Genomic DNA, 16,775 nt, shown 5'->3' with positions numbered 1-16,775 from the left:
ATTTCTGGAGGCTGAACATGCTTCGCCAGTTCCATTCCCTACCTGGCCTGATCGCCGCCCTATTGGTCATGCTGTTGGCCATCAGCGGCGCGATCCTGTCTGTCGACCCGGCCCTGGAACGCCTGCACAGCACGTCCACCACTGCAGGACAACTCAACGTCGGCCAACTGGCCGGGCGTGTTACCAGCCACTTCCCGGGCGTGGAGCAGATCCAGCGCACAGCGTCCGGGACAGTTATCGTCTACTACAACCAGAACGGTCAGGCCGGCGCCGAAAAAATCGACCCACGGACCGGCCAAGGCCTCGCACCCTACGAGCCATCCGCGTTCTCACGTTGGGTGAAAGACCTGCACCGCTCGCTGTTCCTTGGCGCGCCTGGACACGGAGTGTCGGGTGTTGGCGCGCTGCTGATGCTGATGCTGTCGGTGTCCGGCGCGCTGTTGCTGGCCCGGCGTCTGGGCGGTTGGCGCAACCTGTTGCGGCCACTGCGGGGCAGCTTCAGCCAGCGCTGGCATGCAGAAGTGGGGCGACTGGCATTGCTCGGGCTGCTGCTGTCGGCATTGAGCGGGCTCTACATGTCCGCCACCACCTTCGGTTTGATCGCCGACGGCAGTCAGAGTGAACCCGCCTTCCCCGCCCACGTCAGCGTCGGCCCGGCCTTACCGGTGGCGAGCCTGCGAGCCTTGCAGGCCACCGACCTGAATGACCTGCGCGAGCTGGTCTACCCGAGCCCCGGCAACTCTCAGGACGTGTTTTCCCTGCGCACGGTCCAGGGCGACGGCTACGTGGATCAGGCCAGCGGCGCCTTGTTGTCCTATCAAGCCCACGACTCGATGCACAACCTCTACGAATGGATCTATCAGATGCACACCGGCGAAGGCCTCTGGTGGCTGGGCCTGCCGCTTGGGTTCTGCGCCCTCTGCGTGCCGTTGATGAGCGTGACCGGCATCCTGTTGTGGTGGCGCCGCCGCAAGGCTGGCCCGAACATTCGCCACAACAGCCCTGCTCAATCCGCCGACAGCGTGATTCTGGTGGGCAGTGAAAACAACAGCACCTGGGGCTTTGCCAACACCTTGCATGAAGCCTTGCACCAGGGCGGACACCGGGTGCATAGCGCGGCGATGAATCAATACGCCAACGACTACGGCAGCGCCCAACGCGTGTTCATCCTCACCGCGACCCACGGTGACGGCGATGCGCCGGCCTCGGCTTCGCAGTTCCTGGCGCGGCTGGCCAAAACCGGCCTCAAACCCGGCATGCCATTTGCCGTGCTGGGCTTGGGCGACCGCCAGTTTGCGCAGTTCTGTCAGTATGCCCAACAGGTGCAGGATGCGATGTTGCAAGCCGGTGGCTCGCCGTTACTGGGGTTGGAAACCGTCAACCGCCAGTCCTCTCAGGAATTTGCGCGCTGGGGCCACACCTTGGGTGAAGTGTTGGGGCATGACCTGATGCTGGTTCACATCCCGCAGCAGCCGCCGACTCATCAATTGGAGCTGACGGAGCGCATTGCCTATGGCGAACTGGTGAACGCGCCGACCCACGTACTCCGCTTCAAATCACCCGGCGAGCGGCCGGGCTTTCTGGCCGGTGACCTAGTCGGGATTCTACCCCCGGGCAGCCCGATCCCACGTTTCTACTCGCTGGCCAGTGGTTCGCAGGACGGCGTACTGGAGATCTGTGTACGTAAACACAAAGGTGGCATGTGCTCGGAATTTCTACATGGCCTGAATATCGGTGCGCAGATCGAAGCTTTTATCCAGCCCAACCCGCAATTTCGTCCCGCATCGGGCTCGCACCCGGTGATCCTGATCGGCGCGGGTACCGGCATCGGTCCTCTGGCCGGTTTTATCCGCAACAACAAGGCCCGACACCCGATGCACTTGTATTGGGGCGGGCGCAACCCGGCCTCGGATTTTCTCTATGAACCGGAGCTCAACCAGTACTTGTCGGACCGACGCCTCAAGGCATTGCGCGCCGCCTTCTCTCAGGTTCAGGACCGCAGCTACGTGCAAGACCGGCTGATCGGCGATGCCCAGGCCTTGCGCCGACTGATTGAAAAAGGTGCCCAGGTGCTGGTGTGTGGCAGTCGCGAAATGGCCAAAGGGGTGATGCAGGCCCTCGATGAAGTGTTGGCGCCTCTCAACCTGAGTGTGCTGACCCTCAAGGCACAAGGACGCTACCGTGAAGACGTCTACTGAGTTGCAGCGCTATAGCCTGAACGGCGAAACCATGGGCACCCGCTACACCTCCCTGTTTTATGCCGGGGCCGGGATCAATACCGACGAAGTTGGCCATAGCTTGGCGCGCGCCGTGGCCCGGGTGGACCAGCAAATGTCCGCATGGAAACCCGACTCTGACCTCAACCGCCTCAACGCCGCCCCAGAACAGGAATGGGTGTCAGTGCCCAAGGAACTGGCCACGGTGCTGTCTGTCGCGCTGCGTGTCAGTCAGCAATCCGGCGGCGCCTTTGACATCGCTGTCGGTGATCTGGTTAACGCCTGGGGGTTCGGCCCCGGGGAACAGACGGTCACAGAGCAGGCGCTGGGCACGATTCCGCCGCGCGCCCGGCTGTTAGCCAGCGCAGCGTTGGTGGTTGACCCGCAACGCAATCAGGTGCGCAAGCGCGTGCCGTTGAACCTTGATTTGAGTGGCATCGCCAAAGGTTTTGGCGTTGATGAACTGGCTCGTTGCCTGGAGGGTTTGGGCATTACCTGCTACCTGGTCGGCATCGATGGCGAGATGCGCGCTCGGGGCGTCAAACCTGACGGCCAGTGCTGGGCCGTGGCCCTGGAAAAGCCCAACCGGGGCGTGCGTGAAGTCATGGGAGTGATGGAACTCAGCGATGCCGCTATTGCGACATCCGGGGACTATCGACACTGGGTCGACGTGGCCGGTCAATCCTATGCCCATACCATGAACCCGGCTACCGGCGCACCGCTGTGCAACCCGCTCGCCGCCGTCACCGTGGTGGCGGCCTCGTGCATGCTCGCCGATGCCTGGGCCACGGCGCTGATGGTATTGGGCGAAACCGAAGGCCCACGTCTGGCTCAGGAGCGCGCGATGGACGCGTTGTTCGTGCTGCGCGAGGGTGAACAGTTCAAAGAAATATCCATTGTCGGCGGCCAGTTGCAGGCGCAGATTGAAACGCGCTGACGCCGATTGCCGGGCCGCTCGGAACCCGTCCGATTTGAAACACCTAATGACAGTGAGTCTCGTTAAACAATGAAATTCATGCGCAGGCACACCGAGTCCCACCGAAGTGATCGTATCGGCTGGCTCCGCGCCGCCGTCCTGGGTGCCAACGACGGGATTGTCTCCACCGCCAGTCTGCTGATCGGCGTCGCGGCAGCCAACGCCAGCCACGCCACGTTGCTAGTCACCGGAATGGCAGGGCTGATGGCCGGTGCCATGTCCATGGCCGCAGGCGAGTACATTTCCGTTCACTCCCAGGCCGATACCGAGCAGGCCGACATGTCCCGGGAACGGGCAGAATTGGCGAGCGACCCGAAAGCCGAACACCTTGAACTCGCCAACATCTACATGCATCGCGGCGTCTCGCCGGAACTGGCCCATCAGGTGGCCGACCAATTGATGGCCTACGACGCGCTGGGCTCCCATGCCAGGGACGAACTGGGCATCAGCGACACCCTCACCGCCAAACCCTTGCAGGCCGCCCTGGCCTCCGCCGCCAGTTTTGTGGTGGGCGCAGCATTGCCTCTGGCGGTGACGTTTGTCGCACCGGAGCACAGCGCGGTGGCTTGGATATCGGGCATGTCATTGGTGTTTCTCGGGACACTGGGCGCCATTGCTGCCAGGGCCGGCGGCGCCAAGGTCATCACCGGCGCCTGGCGGGTGACATTCTGGGGGGCTCTGGCCATGGGTATTACGGCACTGGTGGGGCACTTGTTTGGCGCAGTGGTCTAGCTGGAGCGCCCTCTCCAAAAACAAAGGGCGACATGCCCACCTACACCAACCGCTCAATCTTCTGATGCTGCCAGACCAGTTTGTAATACGCCGTCTGCAACGCCAGCATCCCCAGATACGCCACCGGAAACGCCATCCACACACCTTGCAATCCAAACCGCGCATCCAACGCATACGCCACCGGCAATTGCACCAGCACCACGCAAACAATCGAAATCGCCATCGGCACCAGCACCGAGCCGCTGGCGCGCATGATGCCGCCGACAATCGCCTGGAAGCCGAACACCAACAGGCTCCAGAGCATGATGTGCAACAGGTGTTCCGCCATCGCCCGGGTGGAATCATCCGTGAGGAACAACCCCAGCAACCAGTGCGACAACAGATAACCCAACACCACCAACCCACCGGTCAGGCACACATTGATCAACAGCCCCGTGCGCAGAATCGGCGCCATGCGCTCAAGGCGCCCTGCCCCAATCGCCTGAGCGCCAAGAATCGACGCCGTGATCGCAATCGACAGCGCCGGAAACTGCACGTAATTGACGATCTGTGTCACCGCCCCGTACGCCGCCGTCGCTTGCGAACCGTGCTGATTCACCAGCGCCAGAATCACCAGCTCCGACACCGACAACACCACCATCTGCAACCCGGTCGGCAGACCGATGCGCAGCACCTTGCCGAGAATATCCAGGTCCAGCCGCATCGCCGCAAACATCTCCCGATCCGGCGCCAACGGATGCCCCTTGCGAATCAACCGCCACGCCAGCCACCCCATCGCCGACAAGTTACCCGCCAACCCCGCATACGCCGCACTCTGAATCCCCATCATCGGCAACCCGAACCAACCCCGAATCAACGCCGGCGTCAGTGCCAACCCGATACACGTCGACACCACCAACGCAATCAGCGGCGACACCGTATCGCTCACCCCGCGCAGGAGTTGGGTGAAGAGTACGTAGACCAGGAGGGACGGCATGATCCACATCATTACGTGGGCGTAGGACACTGCGTCGTCGAGTACGTCTGCCGGGGTCCCCAAACCCTGCAACGCTGGTCTTGCGAACACACTTCCGAGTACTGCTGCTGTCAGGCCGATCATTGCGCCTAACAGCAAGGTGGTGCCGGCGATGGTTTTCACCAGATGCGATTCGCGCGCGCCCCAGGCTTGGCCGATCAGGACACCCGCGCCCGCGCCGAGGCCGATGACCAGAGCGATGAAGAAGAAGACGATGGGGAACATGCCGGAGACGGCGGCCAGGGCTTGGGTGCCGAGCATTTGGCCGATGTAGATGCTGTTGATGGTGCCCGACATGGATTGGAGGAAATTGGAGAGGACCATGGGGGCCAGGAAAAGGAGGTAGGTTTTCCAGAGGGGATGTTGGGTGGTGGGGGTTAGCATTGAGGGTCCGTCTCGGGGGTGGGCTCGTGTTTTGGAAATTCTACGCTAGGGGACTAGGCGACATCCGATCCGATTTCGCAGATTTGGGTAGCCATTCACCGCTTACATCCAAGGCATGAGAATTGCCTTTCTGACACTGTCCGCATCGCACAGCAGCTATCGACGCTGCTTGCGCAAGTCGCCCCGTCTCCAGCTAGCGTCGCCAAAAACCTGGATATCAAGGATGGCTTTCCAAACGCCAAAATCATAGTTAATGTAATAACAACTACAAAATAAATAACGAGTTCTACATGAGCGACTGGCTGACACTGATTCTCGCTTTACCCACCGCTAATGCCACCGAGCGCATGCGAGCCTGGCGTGCTCTGAAAGCCTCAGGTGCGGCGGTTTTGCGCGATGGTGCCTATCTGTTGCCTGATACCGTTGTCTGTCGTGAAGCTCTGGCATCTGTCGAGCGCGACATCCTTTCTATCAATGGCACTGTTTACATCCTGCCCGTGGTCGATCCGGAGGGTGAGCGCTTTATCGAGTTATTCGACCGTAGCGATGACTACAGCACGCTACGCGCAGAGATTGAAGAGTGCCGTGGGCAGCTCAATCCTGAAAACGCATTGGCCACCACCAAACAAATTCGCAAGCTGCGCAAAAACTACGATCAGCTCGCCAACATCGATTATTTCCCAGGTAAGTCCAAGGAACAGATTGATTCAGCCTTGCAGGCGCTTGAGACGGCTGTCAGCAGAGCGTTGTCTGCGGATGAACCACATAGCCGCGACGAGCCCATAACGGCACTCAACCGTGGCGACTATCAAAGTCGTGTCTGGGCAACACGTAAGCGTCCGTGGGTTGACCGTCTGGCTTGTGCTTGGTTGATTCGGCGCTTCATTGATCCTCAAGCTCAGATCCTCTGGCTGAATACTCCACATGACTGTCCGGCAGATGCGCTGGGCTTCGACTTCGATGATGCGACCTTCAGTCATGTCGGCAATCGCGTGACCTTCGAAACCTTGCAAGCCAGTTTTGAACTTCAAGAGCCCGGCCTAAACCGCATCGCGGCCTTGGTGCACTACCTCGATATCGGCGGCATTCAGCCTTTGGAGGCTGCCGGCATCGAGCGCGTGCTGGCAGGACTGCGCGAAACCATTACCCATGACGACCACTTACTGGCTGCTGCTAGCGCCATTTTCGACGGCCTGCTCGCCGAGTTTGTGAAAGAGGAACAACCCAATGAGTAAGGTTTTGGCACCAATGGTTGAAGAAGAGCTGTCGAGGCCGGAAGCGATCAGTTTTCGTGAGGCGTTCTGGTTCTGGTTGAAGCTCGGCTTCATCAGCTTCGGCGGGCCTGCGGGACAAATCTCGCTCATGCACCAGGAATTGGTAGAGCGGCGGCGCTGGATATCCGAGCGCAGATTCCTGCATGCCCTCAACTACTGCATGTTGCTCCCTGGGCCAGAGGCTCAGCAATTGGCGACCTACATCGGCTGGCTGATGCATCGAACCTGGGGCGGGGTGATTGCTGGCGTGCTGTTTGTGCTGCCCTCATTGTTCATCCTGATTGCTTTGTCGTGGATGTACATCGCTTTCGGCGAAGTGCCTGTGGTGGCTGGGCTCTTCTATGGCATCAAGCCTGCCGTGACCGCCATCGTCGTGCAGGCGGCCCATCGAATCGGCTCCCGGGCATTGAAGAACAATTGGTTATGGGCGATAGCGGCAGCTTCATTCACCGCGATCTTCGCGTTCAATGTTCCGTTCCCGTTGATCATTCTGGGTGCCGCATTGATCGGTTATGTCGGTGGACGCCTGGCACCCGAGAAATTCAGAGCCGGGGGCCATAGCGCCGCCAAAAAAACCTTCGGCCCGGCCTTGATCGATGACGACACCCCGTCCCCGGAACATGCCCGGTTCAGCTGGTTCAAGCTGGCGTCGCTCGCCCTGACTGGCGCCGCGTTGTGGGCTTTGCCGATGGGCATTTTGATCGTCCTCTTTGGTTGGGAAGGCACCTTGACCCAGATGGCCTGGTTCTTTACCAAGGCCGCGTTGCTGACTTTTGGCGGGGCCTATGCAGTCCTCCCGTATGTCTATCAAGGTGCTGTCGGTCACTACGGCTGGCTTACCCCGACCCAAATGATCGACGGCTTGGCACTAGGGGAAACCACACCAGGGCCGCTGATCATGGTCGTGGCCTTCGTCGGCTTTGTCGGAGCGTACGTCTCACAAGTGTTCGGCGCCGATCATGTGTTTCTGGCCGGAGCTGTCGCAGCCACCTTGGTGACATGGTTCACCTTCCTGCCCTCGTTCCTGTTCATCCTCGCCGGTGGCCCGCTGGTGGAATCGACCCACAACGAACTCAAGTTCACTGCACCGCTTACCGCCATTACAGCGGCGGTGGTGGGAGTGATCCTTAATCTGGCATGTTTCTTCGGCTATCACGTGCTGTGGCCGCAAGGCTTCAGCGGCAACCTCGACTGGCCCTCTGCACTGATCGCCATTTTGGCGGCAATTGCCTTGTTCCGCTTCAAACGGGGCGTCATTCAGGTACTGATGGCTTGTGCGCTCGTCGGCTTGGCGGTGCATCTGCTGCGCTAGAGAGCACAGGTGAGGGACGAAGCAAAAAGGGAGGAGATCCGTTTGGGTTTCTGAATATCCGCTATGGGTTGTGGATTCAACCGCCCGTTCGCAAAGACTACTGTGCGCCGAAAGATGCCTGCCTCGAACAACCGCAACACTGCGTTTTTTGGGGGTCTAAGTGCTCTCCAATATCACGCCTGCTTTCCATACCGGTCCTCCAGCAACCTCGGAAACCGTTCCTTGTGACTTGTTAGGTGTGATCGGCGGGCGCTTGCGGGCTCAAGCAACGGAAGAAACGAAACGGGCCTCAAAGTCTGGAAGCCAACAATGAGCAAACAACCTCAACCCCGGAGCCGCTCCAACCCCCAGCCCAGATCTCGCCCGGTAGTGCCTGCCCTGCCCAGCAAAACAGGCACCCAGTCCGGGGGCTTGCGCGGTCACTACCCACCGAAGAAGTCGAATTGAGCTCAAGAGTGCGGCAGGCTTTGCCATTGAGTCTGTTGTACTTCTTTAATCAGCAGTTATGGCTGATCAGTGCGATTTTTTTGATACCGACGTCCCGGCTTTGCTCAACCCTTTCGCGTTGTGATCGCCTGGAGTCGAGGTCGAGATTGCACTGGCTTTGGTCACGCCGCGAGTATCTTTGGAATGGGCGATGCCTGAAGTCGTTGGGCCATGACCGCGATCACTATTGCGTTCACTGCCGTAGTGGTTTCCGCTTTCACCATGGTCGCGAACAGCCTTGCCGGCGTGATCGCTGGCCAGTCCATTACCGCGGCCGTTACTGGTAGAGCCGCCGGAGTGATCTGAACCACTGTGACCGCCGCCTATACCGCCGCCGTGGCCACCGCCATTACCGCCTCCGTTACCTCCCCCATTACCACCGCCGTTACCACCACCACCACCACCACCACCACCGTCTTTCGCATAGGCGGAGGTCATGATGGACAGGTCAGTAGGGAGTAATGGGGCGGCTGCAAACATCAGGGCGCATGACATTACAGCAACGAGACTCTTATTCTTTAAAAGCATGATTGCTTCCGTAGGGATGGTTGATATCGCGAGTCTTATGACGCTTTAAGCCCCAGTCAGTTCAAGTCCTGCGACCGACGGATGCAATGTGCACCGCCCCAATTGGCAGCTGCCAGCGCTAGCGTGCCGCGCTCCGGGTACTCGCGAACGCGCTCGTGCCAAGCCAGCGCCACAAGCTTTCCGCATCCTTCACCGCGCCATCCACACGCAGCTCTCGCGACTGAAGAACTTCCCGTGGTGTGCGGTCGCCCGTCCACACTTCGGTCAACGCGCGCACGCTGGAGTCCACGACGAGCGTCAGTTCGCGTCCGGGGTCGTCGCGGCACAGGTCTGCCACACCCTGTTCGACCACGAGCCACCACGCTTGCTCGCCGGGCCGCGCGTCGCGGAACGTGAACTGGATGACCACCGGTCGGGACGGGAACGTTTCGATGCGCACGAACCGGCGCACGTCCCACATCAGCAAACCCGCGTCGAGTTCGTCATCGCGAAGGCGACTGCCGATCCAGCGCGCGCCCCAATGTCCCAGCGCCATGATGATGGGGCGCAATTCCTCGCCCGCCTCGGTCAGGCTGTACTCCCAGACTTTGCCTGCGGGCGTGCGGTGCACGACGCCGATTTCTTCCAAATGGCGCAGCCGCTGTGTCAGCAGGTTGGTGGACATCCGTGGAACGCCGCGGTGCAGTTCATTGAAGCGTTTACTGCCGCACAGCAACTCGCGTACGACCAAAGGTGTCCAGCGCTCACACAGTGCTTCAGCACCGCGCGCGACCGTGCAGAACTGACCGTAGCTTTCTTCCATCGCCTGGACTCCGCAACTGCAACGCTTCAGATTTTGAACTAGCCCCGCCACTTCGCCACGCGCACGCTGAAACCTCGAAAGCCAAATGCCAAAGGAGAACGCCATGACCAAGGTAGCCATCATTCAGCGTCCGCCAGTGCTGCTCGATCGCAGCGCGACGATCGCCCGGGCCGTGCAATCGGTCGCCGAGGCTGCGGCGGCGGGAGCCTTGCTGATCGTTTTGCCCGAATCGTTCATTCCCGGTTACCCGTCGTGGATCTGGCGGCTGGCGGCGGGAAAGGACGGGGCTGTAATGGGGCAGTTGCACACGCGGCTGCTGGCCAACGCCGTCGATATTACTAACGGTGACCTGAGCCAATTGTGCGAGGTCGCCAGGGTTCACGCCGTGACGATCGTGTGCGGCATCAATGAATGCGAGCGGCAGAAGGGTGGCGGCACGCTCTATAACAGCGTAGTCGTTATCGGCGCGAACGGCGCAGTGCTCAACCGCCACCGCAAGCTGATGCCAACGAATCCCGAGCGCATGGTGCATGGCTTCGGTGATGCCTCCGGGTTGCGTACGGTCGATACACCGGTCGGCCGCATCGGTGCGCTCATCTGCTGGGAAAACTACATGCCGCTGGCACGCTATTCACTGTATGCCCAAGGGGTGGAAATCTACGTCGCCCCCACGTACGACACTGGCGAGGGTTGGATCAGCACGATGCGTCACATTGCACTCGAAGGCCGCTGTTGGGTGCTCGGCAGTGGCACCGCGCTGCGCGGCAGCGACATTCCCGACGACTTCCCGGCGCGTACGCAACTGTTTCCCGATCCGGACGAATGGATCAACGACGGCGACTCGGTGGTGGTCAATCCTCAAGGCCGGATCGTGGCCGGTCCATTACACCGAGAGGCAGGCATTTTGTATGCGGACATCGACGTCTCACTCGTGGCGCCAGCGCGGCGGGCGCTCGACGTCACCGGGCATTACGCGCGCCCTGACATTTTCGAACTGCAGGTGCGGCGCACGCCGGCGACAGCGGTGCGCTACATCGACGGGTGAAGGCAGGCAACGTTCAGGCGATCCAAGCCATGTCCGACGGTATCTCGCCTGGTAATTGATCAAGGAGTCATGCCATGAGCATTGAACGGTCTTACAAGGGCAGTTGTTTTTGCGGCGCAGTCGAGTTCACAGTCAGCGGCGAGTCGGCCGGAATGGGCTATTGCCATTGCGAGTCGTGTCGGCATTGGTCAGCAGGGCCGGTCAATGCCTTCACGCTGTGGAAACCCGAGGCGGTGCAAGTGACTCGGGGTGCTGACAACATCGGCACCTACAACAAGACATCGCGCAGTTACCGCAAGTGGTGCAAGACGTGCGGCGGGCACATCTTCACTGAACACCCGAGGATGGGACTCATCGACGTGTATGCCGCGGTCATCCCGGATCTCGCGTACTCGCCAGGCGTTCACGTCCACTATCAGGAGACCGTGCTGCGCATCAAAGATGGACTGCCCAAGCTGAAGGATGTCCCCAACGAAATGGGGGGATCGGGCATCAGCGTGGACGAATAGCGCTAGCAAGGTAAGGGCAATTTCATTGGCAGCCGCCGCAGAACATCGAAATGAGGCTTCATGACCGCCCGTAACCCGTGCACGAGGGCTGGCTCACGCTTCGCTATTCTTAATGACACAAACCGCGAGGACTGTTGAATGAATGGCCTGCGGCATGAGCGCCAGACGCAAAGGTCTGGCTACAGGGTTGCAAGTTAAGCAGAGGATTGAATGATGAAGATGTTACTGATGGTCGAGTGCCCTAATGAACCCTTTAATTCCCTTGTCAAAGCTGGAAAAGTGGGCGAGGTCATTGAGCGCATTCTGGTCAGCATCAAGCCGGAGGCGGCGTACTTTACTGAGCAGGATGGCATGCGCGGCGGGATCTTTCTGGTCGACGTAAAAGACCCATCCGACATACCCGCTTTTGCAGAGCCCTTTTTTCTCAACTTCAACGCCAACTGCAAGTTCCGTATCGTGATGAGCGCGCAGGATCTGCAAAAGGCCGATCTGGCGATGCTCGGGCAAACCTGGGTGTGAGGCGCATCCATTGCCGGCGTCGATAGTCACCATCAATTCAATGAAGTTCTCTTAAAAACTCCGGGGCGTAACATCGCGTCCATACCCAACAACTACACCCCGGAGCACACCCTCATGAAACGCCAAATCATCCTCAGCATCGCTTTCTCGGTTTTTGCAGTAAACGCTTTCGCCGCTACCTCTGCTCACCCGGTTGTCGCTGAAGGCGGCTCGGATCGTCTGATTGAAAGTCGTGTTGCTGAAGGTGGTTCCGATCGTCTGATCGAAAGCCGCGTTGCCGAAGGTGGCTCCGACCGTCTGATTGAAAGCCGCGCGGCATAAATGCGTAGTTTCACCGCGGTACTCAACGAAAAGCCCGGCCTGATCAGCCGGGCTTTCGTGCGTCGTGAGCACCAGCAATGGACGCGCCACTTCAGCATTACTTGCCTCTATTTCTGACATTGTTTTCCATGTGCACCGTCAAACACGCCAAGTTTGATGGCGAACGGCTACTCTCCTTCACGGTCTTCGCGACTTCTCAAGAATGCCTCGGTCATTACCGACTACTGATTTAAATCCTTGCCCTCCCCTCGTTTTTTGACCACTACCGCAAAGCCGACCGAATCATGCTGGGTTTGATCTGGCTGATGTTCCTCTTCGCATTGGGTTTGGCGTTCTGGCACCGCTAAGCCAACGGTTGATGACCGGTCACACAGTGGATACCGCCGCCACCGGCAGCGATGGCGTCGATGTTGAGCTGCACCACCTCACGGTCCGGGTAGAGTTCAGATAACAGATCCAGGGCGCTGGCATCTGCCGCCCGGTCACCGAACTCGGGCGCGATCACCGCCCCGTTGATGACGAAGTAGTTGATGTAGCCGGCAGCAAAGTCCGGATTGTTGTGGCTGAACCTGCTCTTTCGTGGTTTGAGGGGTGGCGACACGGTATGTATTTGCAACGTGCGACCATCGGCATCCGAGGCATTTTTGAGAATATCCAGATGGGTACGGGTGACTTTGTAATCGTATGACTCAGGGTCGTTGTCGAGGTTGGCGATCACGACACCTGGCTTTACGAAACGGGCGTAGAAATCAACATGGGCGTCGGTGATGTCTTTGCCTTTGACGCCGGGCAGCCAGATGATCTTACGCAAGCCCAGTCGGGCTTTGAGCTCTTGCTCGACCTCGGCCTTGCTCCAGTCAGGGTTGCGGTTGGTGTTGATCCAGCTACTTTCGGTCATGATCCCCGTGCCGTGACCATCCACTTCGATACCACCGCCCTCGCCCACCAACTCGCTGCGGATATAACGGGCATCCACGGCGCTGGCAACCAGAGCGGCCAGTTGCGCATCCTCGTCATGTTGCTGTTTGTTGCCCCAGCCGTTGAAGTTGAAATCCACAGCGCCGAGCCCACCTTCCCCATCGGTGACGAAGTTGGCGCCGATATCGCGCATCCAGATATCGTCCAGTTCGGTGGTGACGTAAGTGATGTTAGTCGTGCCGCAGTGTTCTTCAGCCAGACTCCGCTCGCGCTCGCGACAGAACACGGTGACCGGTTCATAACGGGCGACGGTGCGAGCGATCAGGCCAATGGCTGCTTGCACGTGGGGAGTGAAGTCCTCCCAGATTGCCTCCTGAGCACCGAAAGCGATGAAGGCCTGCCGGTGCCTGTCGCCCTCATCCGGCATGCGCCAGTGGCCTTGGGTCGCCGCGCGCACGTTCAACGCTGTCAGGCCAAGTCCGATGGAGGCTGCCGCGCCCAATCCCGCGACTGCCGATAGCTGTTTGATGAACTCGCGACGCGTCGACATGCGTTGATCCCTGAAGTGTCTGCCTGAAGTCATTTCGCGGTGGCCGTCTTGAACTTGGTCCAGGTTCGCATGCGCGCCCGCATGTCGGACTGGGGAATGTCCTTGCCAGGAATCAGCCGTGCGTAAGTGGCCTCATCGATGTAAATGTCCGGGTTGTCGCGCATTGTCGTATCGACTCTCGGACGTGCCTTGGCATTGGAGGTGGGATAGCCGGTGAAGTTACTGATGGCGGCCATGTTCTGCGGGCGCATGACGAAGTTGATGAACGCATAGGCGTACTCCGGATGTTTAGCGTCGACAGGAATCGCCATGGTATCCATCCACACCGTGGTGCCTTCACGGGGGATGCGGTACTGGAACGTGGTGTTCTTGCCTGCGGAATCCGCCGTCCGTTGCGCCTGAGTCATATCCCCGCTGTAGCCGAGCGACAGGCACAGGTTGCCGTTCACCAGGTCGGTCACCGGCTGCGACTGGAACTTGCGAATGTACGGCCTTAGTTTCAGCAGCAGTTCACTCGCGGCCGCCAGGTCTTCAGGCTTGGCGCTACGTGGCTCGCGGCCCAGATAGTTGAGCACGACGGCCAGTACTTCATCCGGCGAGTCGATGATTGAGATACCGCAATCAGCAAATTTGGCAGCCAGTTCCGGTTTGAACAACATGTCGAGGCTGTTGACCGGGGCATCCTGCATGCGCTGTTTGATCTGCACCGCGTTGTAGGTCAGGCCGATGGTGCCCCAGGTGTAAGGGACGGTGGCCTGGCTCGAATGTTCATACTGCGAACGCAGCTTCTGCAAACCGGGCTCGATGTCATTCAGGGCCGTGAGTTTTGACCGGTCCAGCGCTTGCAGGCTGCCGGCGCGCATCAAGCGTTCGGCGACGGTGTCGCCCGGGAAGATCAGGTCATAACCGCTGCCGCCGGCGAGCATTTTGGCTTCCAGTGTCTCGCTGCCATCCATGACGTCGTAGATCACTTTGATCCCGGTTTCGGCGGTGAATTTGGCTAGCGTGTCTTCGGCAAAATAGTCGGCCCAGTTGTACAGCCTGAGGGTTTTCTCCTCCGCGTGCAGCGACGGCATGGCACAGCCAAGTGTCAGTCCCAGGGCACCGCTCAACCACGTGTTGATCGTGTGCATATCAAACCTCTTGAGTGTTCCAGCGTGCATTGATGTGGCGACCGTCCTGAGTCAACAGCGCGCCATACATGTCCGGACGGCGATCGCGGAAAATGCCCCAGCTCAAGCGCTCTTCGCCCATGGCTGCCAGGTCCAGGCTGTGGACCTGCACGCCGGTGCTGTCGCGGTCGGCCTCGGCGAGCAACTGGCCTTTGTGGTTGCAGATAAAGGACGAGCCGTAGAAGCTCATTTGCAGGGCTGGATCGGTGGTGGCCACCTCGCGGCCAATGCGGTTGGCGGCCACCACCGGCAGGAGGTTGGCGGCGGCGTGGCCGCGCATGGTCATCTGCCAGTGATCACGGGAATCCAGCGTCGCGCAGCCAGGCTCAGAGCCGATGGCAGTGGGAAACAGCAAGACTTCGGCGCCCCATCAACGCCAGGCAGCGTGCGGTTTCGGGGAACCACTGATCCCAGCAGATTCCCACACCTATGCGCCCAAAAGCCGTGTCCCAGATACGGAAACCGGTATCGCCGGGGCTGAAGTATTCCTTCTCCTGATAACCGATGGCGTTGGGGATATGGGTCTTGCGATACACACCTAGCAGGCGCCCATCGGCATCGGCCACGCTCAAGGAATTGAAGTAAGCATTGCCGGCCTTCTCGAACCAGCTCAGCGGCAGCACCACACCCAACTCTTTGGCCAAAGCGGCAAAGCGCTTGAGTACGTGGCTGTCTCGATAGTCTTCAGCCAGCGCCAGGTGTTTATGGCTTTGCTCGATGCAGAAATAGGGTGTGGCAAACAGTTCCTGCAACAGGATGACCTGGGCGCCCTTCGCAGCCGCCTCACGCACCAGTTGCTCGGCCTGATCGAGGTTGTGTTGCAAGTCCCAGGTGCAGGGCATCTGGGTTGTAGCGACGGTCAGAAGTGTCATGGCATCAGCCCTCCACCGGCCAGGCCGGCTGTTGCTGGGTGATGCAATGCACTCCACCACCGCCATGAGCAAGGTGATTGATTCGAACCGGCACCACTTCGCGCCCGGGGAACGCCTGCCCCAGGACGGCGGCCGCCACGTTGTCGGCATCAATACCGTAGGCCGGCATGATGATGGCGTTATTGGCGATGTAGAAATTGGTGTAGGAGGCGCAGAACACTTCAGCCTCGGTGTCCACGGCGTCGGTGGCTTCATACAATTCGATCAGCTCGAACTGTCGGCCTTGGGCATCGGTGGCCAGCTCCAGCGCACGACGGTTTTCGCGAGCCACTTCGGCATACACCGATTGCTGGTCGTGGGTGGCGTCTACCAGCAAAACCCCAGGGCGGGCGAATGCGCACACGCCATCGACATGACCGTCAGTCATGTCGCCGGTCACATAGTCCGGATCGCCTGGCAGCCAGATAGTTTTCTTCACACCCAGCAGACGCGTGAAGATTTCCTCTATGTCAGCCTTGCTCATGCCCGGGTTGCGATTGGGGTTGAGCAATACCGATTCGGTGGTGATCAGCGTGCCCTCGCCGTCCACATGGATGGCCCCGCCTTCATTACTCAGCGCGGTACCAAAGCATTCCGCGCCCAAGTGATTGAGTGCGCGACGCGCCAGGCTTTCGTCCAGGTTGTGGGCGGACTTGCCGCCCCACGCATTGAAGCGCCAGCTCACCCCGGCCAGGCCTTGTTGCGGATGGCAGACGAAGCTCGGTCCAGAATCCCGGCACCAGCTGTCGTTCACCGCCAGCTCGATCAATTCGATGTTTGGCCCACATAACGCTTTGGCGCTGGCGACAGCAGAAGGGTCGACGACCAGTTTCACCGGTTCGAAGCGGGCTATGGCGTTGGCCACGCGAGCAAAGTCCTCTTGCACCCGCGGCAATGTCACGCCCCAACCGGACTCCCAGAGTGCCTTGTTGTGTGGCCAGACCATCCAGGTGGCGGCATGCCTGACCCACTCGGCCGGCATCATCCAACCACTGTTTCGAACTGCATTCTGCTGCATGACAAGTACCTTTAAGTTAAGTCATTGTGTTCAATGAAAACTGCTTGGGTGGTCCTGGCATGCATGCTACGGCCGTGAATACAGGCA

At 59.8% G+C, this 16,775-nt stretch carries 14 protein-coding genes and 2 pseudogenes; 9 read left to right on the top strand and 7 right to left on the bottom strand.

Features of this window, described 5'->3' with window-relative positions; genetic code table 11:
* Positions 1-17 precede the first annotated feature (17 nt).
* From ACYZT0_RS07465 to ACYZT0_RS07455, 3 genes are all read left to right on the top strand, one after another.
* The gene (locus ACYZT0_RS07465; protein ID WP_462045268.1) at positions 18-2,198 is read left to right on the top strand and encodes a PepSY domain-containing protein; all 2,181 of its coding nucleotides are present in this window, start codon (positions 18-20) and stop codon (positions 2,196-2,198) included.
* Positions 2,182-3,153: an FAD:protein FMN transferase gene (locus ACYZT0_RS07460; RefSeq protein ID WP_462045267.1), complete on the top strand. Its 972-nt coding sequence runs from the start codon at positions 2,182-2,184 to the stop codon at positions 3,151-3,153. Before ACYZT0_RS07465 ends, ACYZT0_RS07460 begins: the two co-directional genes overlap by 17 nt.
* Positions 3,154-3,222: 69 nt before the next feature.
* Positions 3,223-3,924: a VIT1/CCC1 transporter family protein gene (locus ACYZT0_RS07455; protein WP_462045266.1), complete on the top strand. Its 702-nt coding sequence runs from the start codon at positions 3,223-3,225 to the stop codon at positions 3,922-3,924.
* A gap of 40 nt (positions 3,925-3,964) precedes the next feature.
* Here the strand turns inward: ACYZT0_RS07455 and ACYZT0_RS07450 are convergent, their stop codons facing one another.
* Positions 3,965-5,323 carry an MATE family efflux transporter gene (locus ACYZT0_RS07450; RefSeq protein ID WP_462045265.1) on the bottom strand — a complete coding sequence of 453 codons (1,359 nt, stop codon included), beginning with the start codon at positions 5,321-5,323 and terminating at the stop codon, positions 3,965-3,967.
* A 290-nt stretch (positions 5,324-5,613) separates the two neighbouring features.
* Between ACYZT0_RS07450 and ACYZT0_RS07445 the strand changes: the two genes are divergently transcribed.
* Positions 5,614-6,558, top strand: a complete 945-nt coding sequence (locus ACYZT0_RS07445) for a chromate resistance protein ChrB domain-containing protein (protein ID WP_462045264.1) — start codon at positions 5,614-5,616, stop codon at positions 6,556-6,558.
* The gene (gene chrA / locus ACYZT0_RS07440; RefSeq protein ID WP_462045263.1) at positions 6,551-7,909 is read left to right on the top strand and encodes a chromate efflux transporter; all 1,359 of its coding nucleotides are present in this window, start codon (positions 6,551-6,553) and stop codon (positions 7,907-7,909) included. The genes ACYZT0_RS07445 and chrA overlap by 8 nt, the downstream gene beginning before the upstream one ends.
* 513 nt (positions 7,910-8,422) lie before the next feature.
* On the opposite strand, the gene ACYZT0_RS07435 is transcribed toward chrA, so the two are convergent.
* A complete protein-coding gene (locus ACYZT0_RS07435; RefSeq protein ID WP_462045262.1) occupies positions 8,423-8,923 on the bottom strand; it encodes a hypothetical protein in 501 nt (166 codons plus the stop codon).
* Positions 8,924-9,041: 118 nt separating this feature from the next.
* Complete coding sequence (locus ACYZT0_RS07430) at positions 9,042-9,725, bottom strand: winged helix-turn-helix transcriptional regulator (protein WP_462045261.1); 684 nt, start codon at positions 9,723-9,725, stop codon at positions 9,042-9,044.
* Positions 9,726-9,828: 103 nt separating this feature from the next.
* Here ACYZT0_RS07430 and ACYZT0_RS07425 point away from each other — a divergent pair, with 103 nt between their 5' ends.
* From ACYZT0_RS07425 to ACYZT0_RS07410, 4 genes and pseudogenes are all read left to right on the top strand, one after another.
* Entirely contained in the window at positions 9,829-10,770 is a 942-nt protein-coding gene (locus ACYZT0_RS07425) for a carbon-nitrogen hydrolase family protein (protein WP_462045260.1), read from the top strand.
* 74 nt (positions 10,771-10,844) lie between these two features.
* Positions 10,845-11,279 (top strand): GFA family protein, encoded by a 435-nt coding sequence (locus ACYZT0_RS07420; RefSeq protein WP_462045259.1) that lies wholly within the window; start codon positions 10,845-10,847, stop codon positions 11,277-11,279.
* Positions 11,280-11,492: 213 nt separating this feature from the next.
* Positions 11,493-11,798, top strand: coding sequence for a panthothenate synthetase (locus ACYZT0_RS07415; protein WP_462045258.1), 306 nt, complete (start codon positions 11,493-11,495; stop codon positions 11,796-11,798).
* 114 nt (positions 11,799-11,912) lie between these two features.
* Positions 11,913-12,116, top strand: a pseudogene (locus ACYZT0_RS07410) (phage infection protein); the annotation flags it as partial.
* A 346-nt stretch (positions 12,117-12,462) separates the two neighbouring features.
* Here ACYZT0_RS07410 and ACYZT0_RS07405 read toward each other — a convergent pair.
* The 4 genes and pseudogenes from ACYZT0_RS07405 to ACYZT0_RS07390 all read right to left on the bottom strand — a co-directional run bounded on the left by ACYZT0_RS07405 (position 12,463) and on the right by ACYZT0_RS07390 (position 16,688).
* Positions 12,463-13,587 carry an agmatine deiminase family protein gene (locus ACYZT0_RS07405; RefSeq protein ID WP_462045257.1) on the bottom strand — a complete coding sequence of 375 codons (1,125 nt, stop codon included), beginning with the start codon at positions 13,585-13,587 and terminating at the stop codon, positions 12,463-12,465.
* Between the two features lie 29 nt (positions 13,588-13,616).
* Entirely contained in the window at positions 13,617-14,720 is a 1,104-nt protein-coding gene (locus ACYZT0_RS07400) for an extracellular solute-binding protein (RefSeq protein WP_462045256.1), read from the bottom strand.
* 1 nt (position 14,721) lies between these two features.
* A pseudogene (aguB, locus tag ACYZT0_RS07395) lies at positions 14,722-15,631 on the bottom strand (N-carbamoylputrescine amidase).
* A gap of 4 nt (positions 15,632-15,635) precedes the next feature.
* The gene (locus ACYZT0_RS07390; protein ID WP_462045255.1) at positions 15,636-16,688 is read right to left on the bottom strand and encodes an agmatine deiminase family protein; all 1,053 of its coding nucleotides are present in this window, start codon (positions 16,686-16,688) and stop codon (positions 15,636-15,638) included.
* Between the last annotated feature and the right edge of the window lie 87 nt (positions 16,689-16,775).

Source organism: Pseudomonas sp. ZS1P83 (assembly GCF_054897825.1).
The sequence above is the reverse complement of the archived record's forward strand: the minus strand, read 5'-3'. Positions and strand labels throughout refer to the sequence as shown.

Bases quoted from the DNA above. Each gene is read 5' to 3' on its own strand.
- ACYZT0_RS07425 (WP_462045260.1), top strand. From the start codon at position 9,829: ATGACCAAGGTAGCCATCATTCAGCGTCCGCCAGTGCTGCTCGATCGC.
- ACYZT0_RS07415 (WP_462045258.1), top strand. From the start codon at position 11,493: ATGAAGATGTTACTGATGGTCGAGTGCCCTAATGAACCCTTTAATTCC.
- ACYZT0_RS07405 (WP_462045257.1), bottom strand. From the start codon at position 13,587: ATGTCGACGCGTCGCGAGTTCATCAAACAGCTATCGGCAGTCGCGGGA.
- ACYZT0_RS07435 (WP_462045262.1), bottom strand. From the start codon at position 8,923: ATGCTTTTAAAGAATAAGAGTCTCGTTGCTGTAATGTCATGCGCCCTG.
- ACYZT0_RS07465 (WP_462045268.1), top strand. From the start codon at position 18: ATGCTTCGCCAGTTCCATTCCCTACCTGGCCTGATCGCCGCCCTATTG.
- ACYZT0_RS07430 (WP_462045261.1), bottom strand. From the start codon at position 9,725: ATGGAAGAAAGCTACGGTCAGTTCTGCACGGTCGCGCGCGGTGCTGAA.
- ACYZT0_RS07390 (WP_462045255.1), bottom strand. From the start codon at position 16,688: ATGCAGCAGAATGCAGTTCGAAACAGTGGTTGGATGATGCCGGCCGAG.
- ACYZT0_RS07445 (WP_462045264.1), top strand. From the start codon at position 5,614: ATGAGCGACTGGCTGACACTGATTCTCGCTTTACCCACCGCTAATGCC.
- ACYZT0_RS07455 (WP_462045266.1), top strand. From the start codon at position 3,223: ATGAAATTCATGCGCAGGCACACCGAGTCCCACCGAAGTGATCGTATC.
- ACYZT0_RS07420 (WP_462045259.1), top strand. From the start codon at position 10,845: ATGAGCATTGAACGGTCTTACAAGGGCAGTTGTTTTTGCGGCGCAGTC.
- ACYZT0_RS07400 (WP_462045256.1), bottom strand. From the start codon at position 14,720: ATGCACACGATCAACACGTGGTTGAGCGGTGCCCTGGGACTGACACTT.
- chrA (WP_462045263.1), top strand. From the start codon at position 6,551: ATGAGTAAGGTTTTGGCACCAATGGTTGAAGAAGAGCTGTCGAGGCCG.
- ACYZT0_RS07450 (WP_462045265.1), bottom strand. From the start codon at position 5,323: ATGCTAACCCCCACCACCCAACATCCCCTCTGGAAAACCTACCTCCTT.